The sequence below is a fragment of the Paracidovorax cattleyae genome, assembly GCF_900104515.1.
In the GTDB taxonomy this organism is placed as follows: Bacteria; Pseudomonadota; Gammaproteobacteria; order Burkholderiales; family Burkholderiaceae_C; genus Paracidovorax; species Paracidovorax cattleyae.
Map to the genome: position 1 here is coordinate 24,994 of NZ_FNJL01000029.1, position 15,281 is coordinate 40,274.

At 69.9% G+C, this 15,281-nt stretch carries 14 protein-coding genes and 1 pseudogene; 9 read left to right on the forward strand and 6 right to left on the reverse strand.

The window, feature by feature from the left end; all coding sequences use genetic code 11:
• Positions 1–227: 227 nt before the first annotated feature.
• Both BLR05_RS20020 and BLR05_RS20025 read right to left on the reverse strand, forming a co-directional pair.
• Entirely contained in the window at positions 228–923 is a 696-nt protein-coding gene (locus BLR05_RS20020) for a DUF3334 family protein (RefSeq protein WP_092837948.1), read from the reverse strand.
• Positions 924–1,054: 131 nt separating this feature from the next.
• A complete protein-coding gene (locus BLR05_RS20025; protein ID WP_092837951.1) occupies positions 1,055–1,735 on the reverse strand; it encodes a GntR family transcriptional regulator in 681 nt (226 codons plus the stop codon).
• 290 nt (positions 1,736–2,025) lie between these two features.
• Here BLR05_RS20025 and BLR05_RS20030 point away from each other — a divergent pair, with 290 nt between their 5' ends.
• Genes BLR05_RS20030 through BLR05_RS20050 form a run of 5 tightly spaced genes read left to right on the forward strand, consistent with a single transcriptional unit; the run spans position 2,026 to position 8,312 of the window.
• The gene (locus tag BLR05_RS20030) at positions 2,026–3,273 is read left to right on the forward strand and encodes an MFS transporter (protein WP_092837954.1); all 1,248 of its coding nucleotides are present in this window, start codon (positions 2,026–2,028) and stop codon (positions 3,271–3,273) included.
• 59 nt (positions 3,274–3,332) lie between these two features.
• Positions 3,333–4,088 carry a LamB/YcsF family protein gene (locus BLR05_RS20035; protein ID WP_092837957.1) on the forward strand — a complete coding sequence of 252 codons (756 nt, stop codon included), beginning with the start codon at positions 3,333–3,335 and terminating at the stop codon, positions 4,086–4,088.
• A 28-nt stretch (positions 4,089–4,116) separates the two neighbouring features.
• Positions 4,117–4,926: a putative hydro-lyase gene (locus tag BLR05_RS20040; protein ID WP_092837960.1), complete on the forward strand. Its 810-nt coding sequence runs from the start codon at positions 4,117–4,119 to the stop codon at positions 4,924–4,926.
• A 12-nt stretch (positions 4,927–4,938) separates the two neighbouring features.
• Positions 4,939–6,555 (forward strand): 5-oxoprolinase subunit B/C family protein, encoded by a 1,617-nt coding sequence (locus BLR05_RS20045; protein ID WP_092837963.1) that lies wholly within the window; start codon positions 4,939–4,941, stop codon positions 6,553–6,555.
• Between the two features lie 5 nt (positions 6,556–6,560).
• A complete protein-coding gene (locus BLR05_RS20050) occupies positions 6,561–8,312 on the forward strand; it encodes an acetyl/propionyl/methylcrotonyl-CoA carboxylase subunit alpha (protein WP_092838053.1) in 1,752 nt (583 codons plus the stop codon).
• A gap of 466 nt (positions 8,313–8,778) precedes the next feature.
• On the opposite strand, the pseudogene BLR05_RS20060 reads toward BLR05_RS20050, so the two are convergent.
• The 4 genes and pseudogenes from BLR05_RS20060 to BLR05_RS20080 all read right to left on the reverse strand — a co-directional run bounded on the left by BLR05_RS20060 (position 8,779) and on the right by BLR05_RS20080 (position 12,348).
• Positions 8,779–9,152 (reverse strand): annotated as a pseudogene (locus BLR05_RS20060) (hypothetical protein).
• 201 nt (positions 9,153–9,353) lie between these two features.
• Positions 9,354–10,172 carry a citryl-CoA lyase gene (locus tag BLR05_RS20070; RefSeq protein WP_092837966.1) on the reverse strand — a complete coding sequence of 273 codons (819 nt, stop codon included), beginning with the start codon at positions 10,170–10,172 and terminating at the stop codon, positions 9,354–9,356.
• Complete coding sequence (locus BLR05_RS20075; RefSeq protein ID WP_092837969.1) at positions 10,169–11,371, reverse strand: CaiB/BaiF CoA transferase family protein; 1,203 nt, start codon at positions 11,369–11,371, stop codon at positions 10,169–10,171. Before BLR05_RS20075 ends, BLR05_RS20070 begins: the two co-directional genes overlap by 4 nt.
• A 2-nt stretch (positions 11,372–11,373) precedes the next feature.
• On the reverse strand, positions 11,374–12,348 hold the full coding sequence (locus tag BLR05_RS20080) for a Bug family tripartite tricarboxylate transporter substrate binding protein (RefSeq protein WP_092837972.1): 975 nt from the start codon (positions 12,346–12,348) through the stop codon (positions 11,374–11,376).
• A 159-nt stretch (positions 12,349–12,507) separates the two neighbouring features.
• On the opposite strand from BLR05_RS20080, the gene BLR05_RS20085 reads away from it, so the two are divergent.
• From BLR05_RS20085 to BLR05_RS20100, 4 genes are all read left to right on the forward strand, one after another.
• Positions 12,508–13,272: an IclR family transcriptional regulator gene (locus BLR05_RS20085; RefSeq protein WP_225978941.1), complete on the forward strand. Its 765-nt coding sequence runs from the start codon at positions 12,508–12,510 to the stop codon at positions 13,270–13,272.
• 139 nt (positions 13,273–13,411) lie between these two features.
• Positions 13,412–13,969, forward strand: a complete 558-nt coding sequence (locus BLR05_RS20090) for a cytochrome b (protein ID WP_092837977.1) — start codon at positions 13,412–13,414, stop codon at positions 13,967–13,969.
• A 46-nt stretch (positions 13,970–14,015) separates the two neighbouring features.
• Positions 14,016–14,594 (forward strand): YceI family protein, encoded by a 579-nt coding sequence (locus tag BLR05_RS20095; protein ID WP_092837980.1) that lies wholly within the window; start codon positions 14,016–14,018, stop codon positions 14,592–14,594.
• 75 nt (positions 14,595–14,669) lie between these two features.
• Positions 14,670–15,245: a YceI family protein gene (locus BLR05_RS20100; protein WP_019702303.1), complete on the forward strand. Its 576-nt coding sequence runs from the start codon at positions 14,670–14,672 to the stop codon at positions 15,243–15,245.
• Positions 15,246–15,281 lie beyond the last annotated feature (36 nt).

Genomic DNA, 15,281 nt, shown 5'->3' on the forward strand with positions numbered 1-15,281 from the left:
GGCGTGTTCCGGTCTGAAGTGCCTTGCCGGGATGCAAGGCACTCTTAAAGGTCCGACGGGGTGTCGGGTGGAAACGCTGGCCGAACTTCCGGGGACCGGAAGGTGGCGTGTACGCGATGGCCCGCGGCGGGGCATCGTTTTTCGCGGTCTTGGGCCGCTATTCTTGCACAGGGACAGCTCTCTCTGAGCCCGGCAGGCGGGCCGGGCCCGCCTCCGCGGGGAAAGGATCACATGCCCAGCGACTTGAGCAGGTCGTCGGTGTCACTGTCGGTGCCGGCGGCCGGCGGTGCGGAAGCGGGCGTGTCGTTCTTGCCGGCCTGGGCCAGCAGCGCGTCGGGATCCGGCGCTTCCTGCGGCTCGAAGTCGTAGAGCTTGATGAACTCGGTGCGGTCGATGGCCAGCTCGAGATAGAAGATGTGGTTCTTGGCCGTGTAGAAGGTCACGCGGCGCGCCTCGGGCTGGTCGAGGTTGGCGTCCACGCTCAGCATCACCTGCTTGTTCAGCGCCAGCATCTTGGGCTGGTTCTGCGTGATGTGCGTCTGCAGCTCGCGGCGCACCTTGCCGGTGAAGTCGCCCACCACCTGGTTCATGAGCTCGCCCATCACGTTGGCCACCTCGTCGGAGGTGTAGGAGTTGGCGAGGTCGTCCTGCGACATGCCCATGCTCAGGAGGTAGCTCTGGTAGATCTCCATCGCCGCCTCCTTGGTGAGGTTGATGATCACCAGGCCCGAGAAGCCGCCGTCGAACAGCACGAAGCAGCCGATGTCGGGGCGCAGGCAGGTCTTGCTGATGCGCTGCACCATGCCGGAGTAGTGCAGCTGCGTCTGCGTGGCCACGCTCAGCACCCGCGTGACGGAATTGCACAGGCTGATCAGCAGGTCTTCGGTGCCGTAGGTGGGGGTGATCTTGTCGGGCGTGCTCATGGAGATGCGTGCTGCGGTCGGGGCGAAAAGGGGGCATGGGCAGGGCGGATTCCCGGCTGCATGCAGTGTAGCGCGGCAGGGGCCTGCGCGGACCCCGGGCCGGCCTGCGGTGCGGGAGGCCAGGATGCGGATCAGCGGGCGCCGCGTTCCAGCCCGGGCTCGGAGATGCGCCGCGCGTACACGGCCAGCACGATGCGCTCCGAATGCACCAGGTAATCGTGCAGCACGGTGGAGGATTCCTGCAGCTTGCCGGCCTCGAACAGCTCGACGATCTTCACGTTCATCTCCACATAGGGCGCGTGCAGGAATTCCGCATCGTTGAGCAGCCCGAAGGCCAGCCGCAGCTCGGCCAGCAGGTGCGAGAACATCACGTTCAGGCGCTCGCTGTCGGCCAGTTCCACCACGGCCATGTGGAATTCCATGTTGGCCGTGCCCACGCCCTGCCAGTCGCCCGCGTCGCGGCAGCGCACGGCGGCGTCCACCGCTTCGCGCAGGTGCTTCTTGGCGGGGTGGCGCGGATAGGCCTGGGCCAGCGCCTGGCATTCGATGAGCCGGCGCACGCGGTAGATGTCGATGATGGACGCGATGCTGGGCACCGCCACCGACACGCCGCGGTTGGGCTCGTGCTTGAGCAGGCCCTCCTTGGTGAGCAGCCGGAACACCTCGCGCAGGGTGTTGCGCGAAATCTCCAGGCTCTCGGCCAGCGCGGCTTCGGACAGGCGCTGGCCCGGAGCCAGTTCGCCGGCCACGATGCGGCGGCGGATCTGGTCGCTGACGCGGTCCGTCAGGTTCTGTGCGGGGGATTCACTCATCGGCTGCGGCAGGAAGGGGGAGGGCGCGCCGCCGCTGCAGGAGGCACGGCCGCTCGGGCCGCCAGTGTATCGGGCGCCGGCCGCGGCCCGGGCGGCGCGCTGCCTGCCGCACCGCGCCGGTGCCGCGCACGCACCAACCGCATGCGGGTAATCCCCATCAATGATCAAAATCAAATTGTTCAACAATTTATCCGGATGATTCATCAATGAATGGATCTTTGATGAGACGTTGGCGCGGTAATTGCTCTGTGCCATGGGTCTTCTTCCCTTCGCAGAAACGGAAACACACCATGTGGCTCAAGGAAACCAGCAAGGAAGAGCGCAAGACGCTCTTCGCCGCCTTCGTCGGCTATGGCGTCGATGCGTTCGACTACATGATCTATACCTTCATGATCCCGACCTTCATCCTGGTCTGGGGCATGACCAAGGCCGAGGCGGGATATATCGCCACCGGCGCCCTCATCAGCTCGGCCATCGGCGGCTGGCTGGCCGGCATCCTGGCCGACCGGTACGGCCGCGTGCGCATCCTGCAGCTGACGGTGCTGTGGTTCAGCTTCTTCACGTTCCTGAGCGGCTTCACCCAGTCGGCCGAGCAGCTCTTCATCACCCGCATGCTGCAGGGCCTGGGCTTCGGCGGCGAATGGTCGGTGGGCTCGGTGCTGATCGCCGAGATGATCCGCGCCCGCCACCGCGGCAAGGCCGTGGGCCTGGTGCAGAGCAGCTGGGCGGTGGGCTGGGGCCTGTCGGCCGTCGCCTTCTGGGCCGTGTATGCGCTGGTGGACCAGCAGTACGCCTGGCGCGTACTGTTCTGGCTGGGCGCGCTGCCGGCCCTGTTCATCCTCTACATCCGCCGCAACATCAGCGAGCCGGCCGTCTATCGCGAGACCAAGGCGGAACTGGCCCGCACGGGGCAGAGCAGCAGCTTCTGGCTGATCTTCAAGCCGGGCGTGCTGCGCATCACGGTGTTCGCCAGCCTGCTGGCCACCGGCATGCAGGGCGCCTACTACGCGGTCACTACCTGGCTGCCCACCTACCTGAAGATGGAGCGCAACCTGTCGGTGCTGGGCACCAGCGGCTACCTGATGGTGCTGATCTTCGGCTCGTTCGCCGGCTACCTCACCAGCGCATGGCTCTCCGACCGCCTGGGCCGCCGCCGCTGCTTCATCCTGTTCGCGGTGTGCGCCGGCGTGCTGGTCACCTGCTATACGCAGCTGCCGATCACCGATGCGGCCATGATGGTGCTGGGCTTCCCGCTGGGCTTCTTCCTCTCGGGCATCTTCTCGGGCATGGGCGCCTACCTGTCCGAGCTGTTCCCCAGCCACATCCGGGGCTCCGGCCAGGGCTTTTGCTACAACTTCGGCCGTGCCGTGGGCTCGGTGTTTCCGGCGATGATCGGCCACATGAGCGCCAGCATGCCGCTGGGCGTGTCCATCGGCTACATGGCCGCGGGTGCCTACCTGATCGTCGTCATCGCCTGCCTGCTGCTGCCGGAAACACAGGGGCGCGAACTCTCCGCCAGCACGAACGCGGCGGCCTGAGCGTCGCTGTCTCCGGTTGCCTGCTGGCGCTCCATTCCTCGACATTCTTTTCCTCTCGTATGCATATCGACCTGAACAGCGACCTGGGCGAGAGCCTGGGCGCCTGGCACATGGGCGACGACGCCGCCATGCTCGGCATCGTGACCAGCGCCAACGTGGCCTGCGGCTTCCATGCGGGCGATGCGGCGGGCATCCTGGCCACGCTGCGCGCCGCCAGGGAGCGCGGCGTGTCGGTGGGCGCCCACGTCGCCTACCCGGACCTGGCGGGCTTCGGCCGTCGCAACATGGACGTGGCGAGCAGCGACCTGGTGGCCGACGTCATCTACCAGATCGGCGCCCTGCAGGGCCTGGCCACGGCCGCGGGCACGCGGGTCACTTACGTGAAGCCGCATGGCGCGCTCTACAACACGATCGCGCACGACGAGCGCCAGGCCCTGGACGTGATCGCGGCCATCCGCGCCATCGGCCCCTCGCTGGCCCTGGTGGTGCTGGCGGGTTCCCCGCTGGAGCGCTGGGCGGCCGATGCCGGCCTGCGCGTGGTGGCCGAGGCCTTCGCCGACCGCGCCTATACGCCTGAGGGCACGCTGGTGTCGCGGCGCGAGCCCGGGGCCGTGCTGCACGATGCCGGCGAGGTCGCCCGCCGCATGCTGCAGCTGGTGCGCGAAGGCACGGTGCAGGCCATCGACGGCAGCACCACCCGCGTGCGCGCCGATTCCATCTGCGTGCATGGCGACAGCCCGGGCGCCGTGGCCATGGCGCGCGCCGTGCGCGAAGCGCTGGAGCGCGAGGGTATCGCCCTGCGCGCCTTTGCATGACGGGCATGACCGAAGACAGGAGCCGCCGATGAATTCTCCCCTCGAAGCCGCCCGCGCTGCCGCCGTCCAGGCCGCACGCGAGGCCCGCGCCAGCTACCGCGCCGGCCTGGTGGAACCCACCGCCGGCCGCGCCCCGGGCATGACCCAGGCCAACATGATCGCCCTGCCGCGCGAATGGGCCTGGGACTTCCTGCTGTACGCGCAGCGCAACCCCAAGCCCTGTCCGGTGCTGGACGTGATCGAGGCCGGCAGCCACGCCACCGTGCTGGCCGAAGGCGCCGACCTGCGCACCGACATTCCGCTCTATCGCGTCTGGCGCGATGGCCATCTGGCCGAGGAAGTGGCCGACGCCAGCGCGCTCTGGGCCGGGCACCCGGACCTCGTCACCTTCCTGATCGGCTGCAGCTTCACCTTCGAGACACCGCTGCAGGAAGCCGGCATCGAGGTGCGCCACATCGCCCAGGGCTGCAATGTGCCCATGTACCGCACGCAGCGCCAGTGCCGGCCCGCAGGCCGGCTGCACGGCGAACTGGTGGTGTCGATGCGGCCCGTTCCCGCCGACCGGGTGGCCGATGCCGTCTCCATCTCCGGCCGCTTTCCGTCCGTGCACGGCGCGCCCGTGCACGTGGGCGACCCGGCGGCGCTCGGCATCGCCGACCTGGCGCTGCCCGATTTCGGCGACCCGGTGGAGATCCGCCCCGGCGAGGTGCCCGTGTTCTGGGCTTGCGGCGTTACGCCCCAGGCGGCCGTGATGGCCTCGGGCGTGCCCTTCGCCGTCACCCATGCGCCGGGCCACATGTTCATCACCGACGTGCCTGACAGCACCTACCACGTCTGACGGAGTTTTCGATTGCGCTTTCTTCCCGTGAACTTGGACGCCCTGCTGGTCGAGCTGGATGACCTGCAGCAGACCCTGGCGCTGCATGCCTCGCTGCAGCGCGAGCCCGTGGCCGGCATCGAAGAACTGGTGCCGGCCGCGCGCACCGTGCTGGTCCGCTATCGGCCCACGGCCCTGGGCTTCGCCGCCCTCGTCGATGCGATCGCCCGGCGCGACGTGCGCGGCGTAGCGCAGCGCAGCGACACCCTGGTGGAAATTCCCGTGCGCTACGACGGCGAGGATCTGGACGAGGTGGCGCAGAGGCTGGGCATCACCTCCGACGAGGTGGTGCGCCGCCACACCGGCAGCGAGTACACCGTGGCCTTCACGGGCTTCGCGCCCGGCTTCGGCTACCTGGCCGGTGGCGATCGGGGCCTGGACGTGCCGCGCCGCGCCACGCCACGCACCCGCATCCCCGCCGGGGCCGTGGCGCTGGCCGGCACCTTCAGCGGCGTCTATCCGCAGGCCAGCCCGGGCGGCTGGCAGATCATCGGCACCACGCCCGTGGCGATGTGGGACATCGAGCGCGACCCGCCCGCGCTGCTGCAGCCGGGCGCCCGCGTGCGCTTCGTGGACATGGCCACGCTGCCCGCCGCGGCGCAGGAGGCCCTGGAGGCGGTGCGGCCCGCGGTGCCTTCCGCACCCGTATCTGCATCCGCCACGCCGCACGCCGGCGGGCAACCGCCTGCGCTGCGCGTGCTGTCCGCCGGCCTGCAGACGCTGTTCCAGGACCTGGGCCGCCACGGCCATGCAGGGCAGGGCGTCTCGGCCTCGGGCGCCATGGACCGGGCCGCGTGCCGCGCCGCCAACCGGCTGGTGGGCAATCCATCCGATGCCGCCTGCCTGGAGACCGTGCAGGGCGGCCTGCGCCTGCGCAGCCAGGGCGAGACCGTCGTGGCCGTGACCGGCGCTGAGGCCCCCCTGCTGTGCACGGCCGCCGACGGCCGGCGCTGGCCCGTGCCGCGCCATGCGCCCCTGGCACTGGCGGACGGCGACGAGCTTTCCATCGGCGAGCCGCATGCCGGAGCGCGCTGCTACGTGGCGGTACGCGGCGGCTTCGGCGTGGCACCCGTATTGGGCAGCTGCGCCACCGACACCCTGGCCCGCGTGGGCCCGCCGGCGGTGGCCGCGGGCGACCTGCTGCCCGTGCGTGTGCCGCCCGGCCTGCCGGTGGTGGGGGCGGCAGAGGTGCTGCCTGGCGGCCTGCCCCGGGCCGGCCACGAGGTGGTACTCGATTGCGTCCCCGGGCCGCGCACCGACTGGTTCACGCCCGAGGCCCTGGCACTGCTGGCCTCCCAGCGCTGGCAGGTCACGCCGCAGTCCAACCGCGTGGGCCTGCGCCTGGCAGGCGTTACGCCGCTGGCGCGTGCCGTGCAGGGCGAACTGCCCAGCGAGGGCACCGTGGCCGGCGCCATCCAGGTGCCGCCCAGCGGCCAGCCCGTGCTGTTCCTGGCCGACCATCCGCTCACCGGCGGCTACCCCGTCATCGGCGCCGTGGCGCCCCACCACCTGGACCTGGCGGGCCAGGTCCCCGTGAACGCCTGGGTGCGCTTCCATCCCATCCGGGCGTTCGAACCCGTCACCCGTTGAACACCATGAAAAAAGTCCTGATCGCCAACCGCGGCGAGATCGCCGTCCGCATTGCCCGCGCATGCGCCGACTACGGCCTCCATTCCGTCGCCGTCTATGCCGACGCCGACATCGACGCCCTGCATGTGCGCATGGCCGACGAGGCCTGGGGCCTGGGCGGCGACCGCCCGGCCGACACCTACCTGCACATCGACAAGCTGCTGGATGCGGCCCGCAAGAGCGGCGCCGACGCAGTGCACCCGGGCTATGGCTTCCTGTCGGAGAACGCGGGCTTCGCGCGGGCCGTGATCGGCGCGGGCCTCACCTGGATCGGCCCGCCGCCCGAGGCCATCGAGCGCCTGGGCGACAAGGTCGAGGCGCGCAGGCTCGCGCTGCAGGTGGGCGCGCCGCTGGTGCAGGGCACGGCAGGCCCGGTGAAGGATGTCTCCGAGGTGCTCGCCTTCGCCGAGCAGCACGGGCTGCCGATCATCATCAAGGCGGCCTTCGGCGGCGGCGGGCGCGGCATGAAGATCGCATGGCGCATGGACGAGGTGGAAGACCTCTATGCCTCCGCCGTGCGCGAGGCCACGGCCGCCTTCGGCCGCGGCGAGTGCTTCGTGGAGCAGTTCCTGGACCGCCCGCGCCACATCGAGGCCCAGGTGCTGGCCGACACCCACGGCAACGTGGTGGTGCTGGGCACGCGCGACTGCTCGCTGCAGCGGCGCAACCAGAAACTGGTGGAAGAGGCGCCCGCGCCCTTCCTCACGCCCGGGCAGCGCGAGCGCATCCACACCGCTGCGCGCGACATCTGCGCCGCTGCCGGCTACACCAGCGCGGGCACGGTGGAGTTCCTGCTCTCGGGCACGGGGGCGATCTCGTTCCTCGAAGTGAACACGCGCCTGCAGGTGGAGCACCCCGTCACCGAGCAGACCACGGGCATCGACCTCGTGGTGGAGCAGTTCCGCATCGCCGAAGGCCTGCCGCTGCGCACCACGCAGACGCCCGAACCGCTGGGCCATTCGATCGAATTCCGCATCAACGCGGAGGACGTGGGCCGCGGCTTCCTGCCCACGCCGGGCGGCGTGACCGCGTTCGAGCCGCCTTCGGGCCCGGGCGTGCGGCTGGATACGGGCGTGCAGGCCGGCTCCATCGTGCCGGGCACCTTCGACTCGCTCATGGCCAAGCTCATCGTCTCGGGTGCCACGCGCGAGCAGGCCATCGCCCGGGCGCGCCGCGCGCTGCGCGAGTTCCGCATCGGCGGCGTGGCGTCGGTGCTGCCCTTCCACCGCGCGGTGATGGAGCACCCGGATTTCACGAACGGCGAGGCCCTGCGCGTGCACACCCGCTGGATCGAGACCGACTTCGCGGAGCCGCTGGCCGCTGCCGTCCGTGCCGGGCCGCTGCCGGATACCGCGCTCGTGCGCACCGCCATCGAGATCGACGGCCGCCGCGTGGCCCTGGGTTTGCCCGCGCTGCTGCTGCAGGGGCTGCAGGCCGGGCCGGGCGCGCAACCTGCCGGCGCCCTGGCGCAGTCCGCTGATGCCGGGGGCGCCGCGGAGGAGGGCGCCGTGCCTGCGCCCGTGGCTGGCACGGTGCAGGCCTGGAAGGTGGCCGAGGGCGACACCGTGGCCGAAGGCGACGTGGTCGCCGTGATGGAGGCGATGAAGATGGAGATGCAGGTCACCGCGCCGCGCGCGGGCCGCATCGCCGGCCTGGTCGCGGTGGGGAGCTACCACGCCGCGGGGGCGCCACTGGCACGGGTGGAGCAGGACAGCTGATGCCGCGGGACCTGTGCTCGCGGGCCGCCCGCTTCACTGCGGGGGCGCCCCGATGGCTTCACCAGGTGCCCTTTTGCCATTGCGAAGGCGTGAGCCGGGGCTTTGCCACCGACGCCTGGCCTGGCCCGGCTTCGACGATGGTGACCGTCTTTTCCCGGGTGGCCAAAACCCTCGATCTGTTGGAGCAGTCGGCTGCCGCTGGGGCGGCTGTCGATTTTCTCGAGAGCGGCCTTGACGTCCGTTCTGAAGTTCGACGATGTGCTGGCGCCGACGCGAATACTGGGGTAACGATCCATGGTGTTTCTCTTTGAACTTTTGGAGTTTTGGCACCGCGAGTTCTCGCGGTATGCCGTTTTCCAAAATTCTTTCCATGTCCCCCGGGATCGCAGGGCGGGTGAGCGAAGTGCCTGCGATGTGAGCAAAGCGAGGTACCGCCACGCCCCGGCAGGCACGATGCCCCCTTGAGTCAGCGCCTGGGATGTTCGGGTGCCGCGCGCGTTTCCCACTTCACGGGCCGCGGATCGGCGATGGTGTTCGCCTCCTGGTTGAACCGCCCGTACTGCGGGGCGATGCTCGGTTCGTCCTCCCAGGTCGCCTGCTGGGTGAACTTGCCGGTCTTGCCGCCCCAGTCCGTCGAGGGCAGCGAGATGAAGGCCACCGCGTACTTGTCGTCCGTCATCTTGCCGTGGACCACGTACACCCCGTAGTGCTCCTCCCCCGGGAGGTGATCTTGTACACGCCGTTGTCGTAGCAGTACGGCGTGGCGTCCTCGAACGACTTCTTCTCGTCCGACCGCGCCCGGCTGGGCGAGCGCATGGCGGCCGTGGTGCCGGCCGGCATCCCCCTGGAGGCGGCCATGGCCTGCCTGTCGGGCAGGGCGTGGACTGCAGCCGGGAATGGCAGGGCGCCGTGCTCTGCATGTGCATCGAGCGCGTCAGGATGTCCGTCGATCCCGGCACCCGCAAGGCCGCCGCTCCCGAAGTGCCGCCGATCGCGTGCGCCGGCCTGTAGGGCGGCCGGTGGCGCCGGCCGGCGCGGTGGTCAGGGCAGGTCCCGGGGCGCGGGGCCGTCGTACGACCACAGGTATTCCCGCGGGATCGGCCCCTTGTTGCGGCCTCCCTGGCCGGTCTGCTCCCAGGCATGGGCCAGGATGCCGACGGAGCGCGACAGGCAGAACAGGCCGCGCGCCAGCGGCGGCGGGAAGCCGAGCTCCGCATAGATGACGGCGGTGGCGCCGTCGATGTTCATGGGAATGCGCCGGCCGTTCTTGCGGGATGCGAGTTCCTCTTCCACGGCGCGCCCGATGACGGCGAACCGACCGCTCACCGTGCCCTGGCGCGCGGCCTCATCGACGAGCTCCAGCAGGCGCGGGGCGCGGGGATCGACGGGGTGGAAGCGGTGGCCGAAGCCCGAGACGAACTTGCCGTGCCGCTCGATCGCCGCGTCCAGCCCGCCGCGCACCGCGTCGCCGGGCGCGGCGCCCGCATCCTGCCGGGCCGCGATGTCGAGGTACATGGCCACGGCCTGTTCGCCGGCCCCGCCATGGATGTCACCCAGCACGTTGACTGCCGAGGCCATGGCGTTGTTCAGCCCCACGCCGCAGGTCGCGGCCATGCGGGCGATGCCGATGCTGGGCGCCTGCGGGCCATGGTCCACCGCGGACATCAGGGCGGTGTCGAGCAGCCGGCCTTCCGCCTCGCCGGGCAGCTCGCCGCGCGTCATCAGCCAGATCATCTGCGCGAAGCCGATGCGGCCGATCAGGTCCTCGATGGCATATCCGCGGTAGCGGATGACGCCGGGACTCATGTCGATGATGGACGTCTTCCACCAGTCGCTCACGCGGGGATCATGGATGCTCATATCGCCTGCTCCTGCAGAAGGTCCTGGATGTCCGATGCCGAGTAGCCGATCTCGGCCAGGATGTCCGCCGTGTGCTCGCCCAGCCGGGGCGGCGGGGTGCCGACGGACGGTGCCTCGCCGTTCCACTTGAGTCCGGTTCGCACGACCCGGATGTCCCGGCCGACGCCGGGAACGTCCCTGAAGGTGCCCACCATGCCGCGGCCCGCGATCTGCGGATGCTCCAGCACCTGGGGCACCGTATACACCGGCCCGGCGGGCACTCCCGCCTCGTTGAGGCGCCTCCACCAGTCGTCCGCCGTGCCGGCGGACAGCGCTGTTTCCACCAGGGCCGTGAGTTCGGCGCGGTGCCGCAGCCGGCCATGGCGGTCGGCGAACCGCGGGTCCGCGATCCATTCCGGGTGGCCGAGCACCGCGCACACCGCCTCGAACTGCTCCTGCTTGTTGGCCGCGATGTTGAGCAGGCCGTCCCCGGTCCGGAAGGTGCCGGACGGGCTGGCGGTGACGTTGTCGTTGCCCAGGGGCCGGGGCTCGCGTCCCGCGATCAGGTGGTTGGACACCGCCCATCCCATCGTCGCCACTGCGGCCTCGAGCATCGAGACATCGATGAAGACGCCGCCCGTGCGGTGGCGGTCGGCCAGGGCGGATGCCACGGCGAATGCGGCGGTGATGCCCCCGATGGTGTCCGCAACGGGGTAGCCCACGCGGTAGGGCGCCGTCTCCGGCGCGCCCGTGATGCTCATCATTCCGGACATGCCCTGGATGATCTGGTCATAGGCCGGCAGGTCGCGCAGCGGGCCGTCCTGCCCGAAACCGGAGATCGCGCAGTAGATCAGCCGCGGGTTCTCCTTCAGGAGGTCCTCGTAGCCCAGGCCCAGGCGCTGCATCACCCCGGGCCGGTAGTTCTCCACCAGCACCTGCGCCGTGCGGACCAGCCTGCGCAGCGCCTCCTTGCCCCGGGGGTGCTTGAGGTTGAGCGTGATGGAGCGCTTGCCGGGGTTCTGGGCCAGGAAAGACACGCCCATGTCGGCCTGGTTCAGGTCCTGGTCGGCGCCCAGCTGGCGCGCCAGGTCGCCGCCCTGCCGGGCCTCGACCTTGATGACATCGGCGCCCATGTGGGCGAGCTGGTGGCAGGCGAAGGGGCCGGCGAGCACGTTGGTGAGGTCCAGCACGCGGACGCCGTGGAGAGGAGGGAGGGCCATGGTCAGTCGAGCTTCACGTTGCCGCTGCGGATGACCTCGCCCCAGCGCTGCTGCTCGCTGCGGATGAGGGCGGCGGCCTCCTGGGGCGTGGTCGCCATCGGGGTGCTGCCTTCGGCCTGCAGCGTGGCGATGGTGTCCGGCCGCGCGAGCGCCCTGGCCACTTCCTGCTGCCACCGGGCGAGCACGGCGGGCGGCGTGCCGGCCGGGGCCACCAGCATCTTCCAGTCGCTGGTGTCGAAGCCCCTGTAGCCGGACTCGGCAATCGTGGGCACGTCGGGAAGCACCGGCAGGCGCTTCGCGGAACTGACGGCCAGCGCACGCAGCTTGCCCGCCTTGATGAACGGGATCACGGTCTGGGGCGTCGCGAAGTAGTAATCGACCTGGCCGCCCAGCAGGTCGGTCGCCGCCGGGCCCGCGCCCTTGTAGGGGATGTGGCTGGTCCGGATGCCCGCCTGCCGGATGAAGAGTTCGCCGGTGAGGTGGCCCACGGTGCCGTTGCCTGCGGAGGCCATCGACAGGGCGTCGGGTCTGGCCTTCGCGGCGGCCACCAGGTCGGCCAGGGCCTTGAAGCGCGATTCGGCGTTGACCACGAGCACGACGGGCTGCCCCGCCACGGTGGCGACGGGAACGAAGGCCCTGGACGCGTCGTACGGCATCTTCGCGTACAGGCCCGGGTTGATGGCCAGGTTGGCCGTCTGGCCCATGCCGAGGGTGTAGCCGTCGGGAGCGGCCTTGGCGACCGCATCCATCCCGATGTTCCCGCCGGCGCCCGGCTTGTTGTCCACCACCAGCGTCCAGCCGGTGGATGCGCGGATCTTGTCCAGCACCATGCGGGTGACGATGTCCGTGCCGCCGCCCGGCGGGAAGGGCACGACGATCTTGATGGACTGGGACGGGTAGTCCGCTGGCTGGGCGATGGCTGCGGCGGACGCGGCGAGCAGGGCGCAGGCACCCAGCAGGCGAGGTAGAGAGGACATATTGTTTCCTTGAGTTGTTCTATTGAATAGAACTGTGTTCTGTGAGAAAGAACTTTAGTGGCGTGCGCGCTGGCAGGCCATGCGGGCTAACCCGGGGGTTGCCGGAATCCGGCGCTCCATGTGTTCTACTCAGCAGAACACAGCCGTGACCTTGACTGCATGCCGATGACCCAAGAATCCTCCGAGGCCTCCAGCGGGGTCGCCGTCCTGGACCGTGCGTTCGCCCTCCTGGGTGCGTTCGCTCCGCAGGACGAGCGGCTGACGCTGACGGAGCTGTCCCGGCGCACGGGGCTCTACAAGAGCACGGTGCTGCGGCTGCTGGGCGCCCTGGAAAGCGGCGGCTTCATCCGCAAGTGGGACGACGGGCTGTACGGCATCGGGCCGGCGCCGGTGCGGCTGGCCGCCATCTACCAGCGCAGCCTGCGCATCGACTCCATCGTGGAGCCGCTGCTGCGTGAACTCAGTGTCGAACTGGGGGAAACCGCCTCGTTCTACGTGCGCGCCGGGGACCGGCGCCTGGTGCTCAGCCGCGTCGAGCCGTCGCGCGCCGTGCGCGTGTCCATCCGGGTGGGGGAGGCGTTCGACGTGCAGCTCGGCGCCTCGGGGAAGGTGCTGCTGGCGTTCTCGGAGGACGATCCGGCCCATGAGGCGGTACGCGCCCGGCTGTGGGCCACCTCGTTCGGCGAACGCGACCGGGAGACGGCGGCGGCCTCCGTGCCGGTGTTCGGGGCGCTCGGAGAGCTCCGCGGCGCCCTGACGGTGTCCGGGCCGCTCTCCCGCCTCGGGGAGCCCGCCGCGATCCGGGCGGCCCTGCTCGCGCTCATGGACCGGGCCCGGAGGGCCACCGCGGAGTTCGGCGGCAATCCTGCCCTCTATGCTGCAAGTCGCCAGGCGCTTCTGGCCGGGGGGGCGTTGCCTGTTTAGTCAAGGCCCCTTGCCTTCACAAAAATTGAATCAAAGCATCAATTTGATTGAAGATTTACGGACGCCGTGGCCCTAGACTGGCGGTGCAACAGCCCGGCCGCGTCGCGCGGCCGCCCGAAAGACCACCGCCCTCCGATCCATGAATCCGTCCCGCCCGGCCCGCTACACCGCCACTGCCATCCTGCTGCACTGGGTGCTCGGCCTGGCCATCGTCGCCGTGTTCCTGCTGGGCCTGTACATGACGGGGCTGGCGTTCTCGCCGCAGCGGTTGAAGTTCTACAACTGGCACAAGTGGGCCGGCGTGGCCATCCTGGCGCTGTCGGCCCTGCGCCTGCTCTGGCGCCTGACGCACCGCCCGCCGGCGCTGCCCGCGGCCGTGCAGTCCGCGATGCCCGCATGGCAGCGTGCGGCGCACCACGGCATCCACCACCTGATGTACCTGCTGTTCTTCGCCGTGCCCCTCATCGGCTGGGCCTACAGCTCGGCGGCGGGCTTTCCCATCGTGTTCCTCGGCATCGTGCCGCTGCCGAGCTTCGTGCCGGCGAGCCCCGAGCTGGCCGAGGCCATCAAGCCCTGGCACCAGATCACCGCCTATGCCCTGGCCGTGCTCGTCGTGCTGCACGTGGCCGCCGCGCTGAAGCACCAGGTCATCGACCGCGACGGCCTCATCGGCCGCATGCTGCCCGGCCGTGCCTGACCGCCTGCAACCGAATCACCGAATGACCGAATCTACGGAGCGATCCATGAAATTCTCCCCTTCCCTCTTCGCCGGCGTCGCGCTGGCATCCTCCGCGCTGCTGGCCGGCGCGCCTGCCTTCGCGCAGCAGAAGCTGGTGCCCGAGCAGAGCGAGATCACCTTCGTGAGCAAGCAGATGGGCGTGCCCGTCGAGGGCCGCTTCAAGAAGTTCGACGCACAGGTCGCCTTCGACCCCGCCAAGCTCGCCACCAGCAAGGTCACGATCACGGTGGACACCGGCAGCGCCACCCTGGGCGTGAAGGAATCCGACGCCGAACTGCCCAAGGCCACGTGGTTCAACGTGCCCAGGTTCCCGCAGGCGACCTTCCAGTCCACCGCGATCAAGTCCACCGGCCCGGGCAAGTTCGAGGTGGCCGGCAAGCTGAGTATCAAGGGCGCCACGCAGGACGTGGTCGCACCCGTCACGCTCACGCAGAACGGCGCCACCACCATCGCCGCCGGCAGCTTCCCGATCAAGCGCCTGGCGTTCAAGATCGGCGAGAACGAGTGGGCCGACACCTCCATGGTCGCCGACGACGTGCAGGTGAAGTTCAAGCTCGCGCTCACGGGCGTGGGCAAGCTCTGAGCCCCGGGCCCGGCCCCGCGCTTCCCTTTTTCCTTTCCGTTCTTCCTTTCTTTTCTTTCAACTGGAGATTACGACATGCGCAAATCCCTGTTCGCCCTGGCCGCCGTGGCCGCACTCGCCGCCGGTGCTGCCCAGGCAGAGACCGCCACGTATGCCGTGGAGCCGACGCACACCTTCGCCACGTTCGAGATCAGCCACTTCGGCGCCAGCGTGAACCGCGGCCGCTTCGACAAGAAGGAAGGCACGATCGAGCTGGACAAGGCCGCCAAGACCGGCAAGGTGGACATCACCTTCCAGATCAACTCCATCAACACCGGCACGCCGCCCTTCGACAAGCACCTGCAGAGCCCCGACATCTTCGACGCGGCCAAGTACCCCACGGCACGCTTCGTGGGCGACAAGTTCACCTTCGACGGCGACAAACTGGTGTCCGTGGCCGGCAACCTGACGCTCAAGGGCCAGACCCATCCCGCGACCTTCAAGGCGAACCAGTTCGCCTGCTACCAGAGCCCGATGCTCAAGCGCGAAGTGTGCGGCGGCGACTTCGAGACCACCATCGACCGCACCCTGTTCGGCCTGGACTACGGCGTGCAGTACGGCTTCCCGAAGAACGTGCGCATCGTGGCGCAGGTCGAGGCCGTCAAGCAGTAATTCCTGCCGCGACGCACCGCCCCGGCCTGCGGGCCG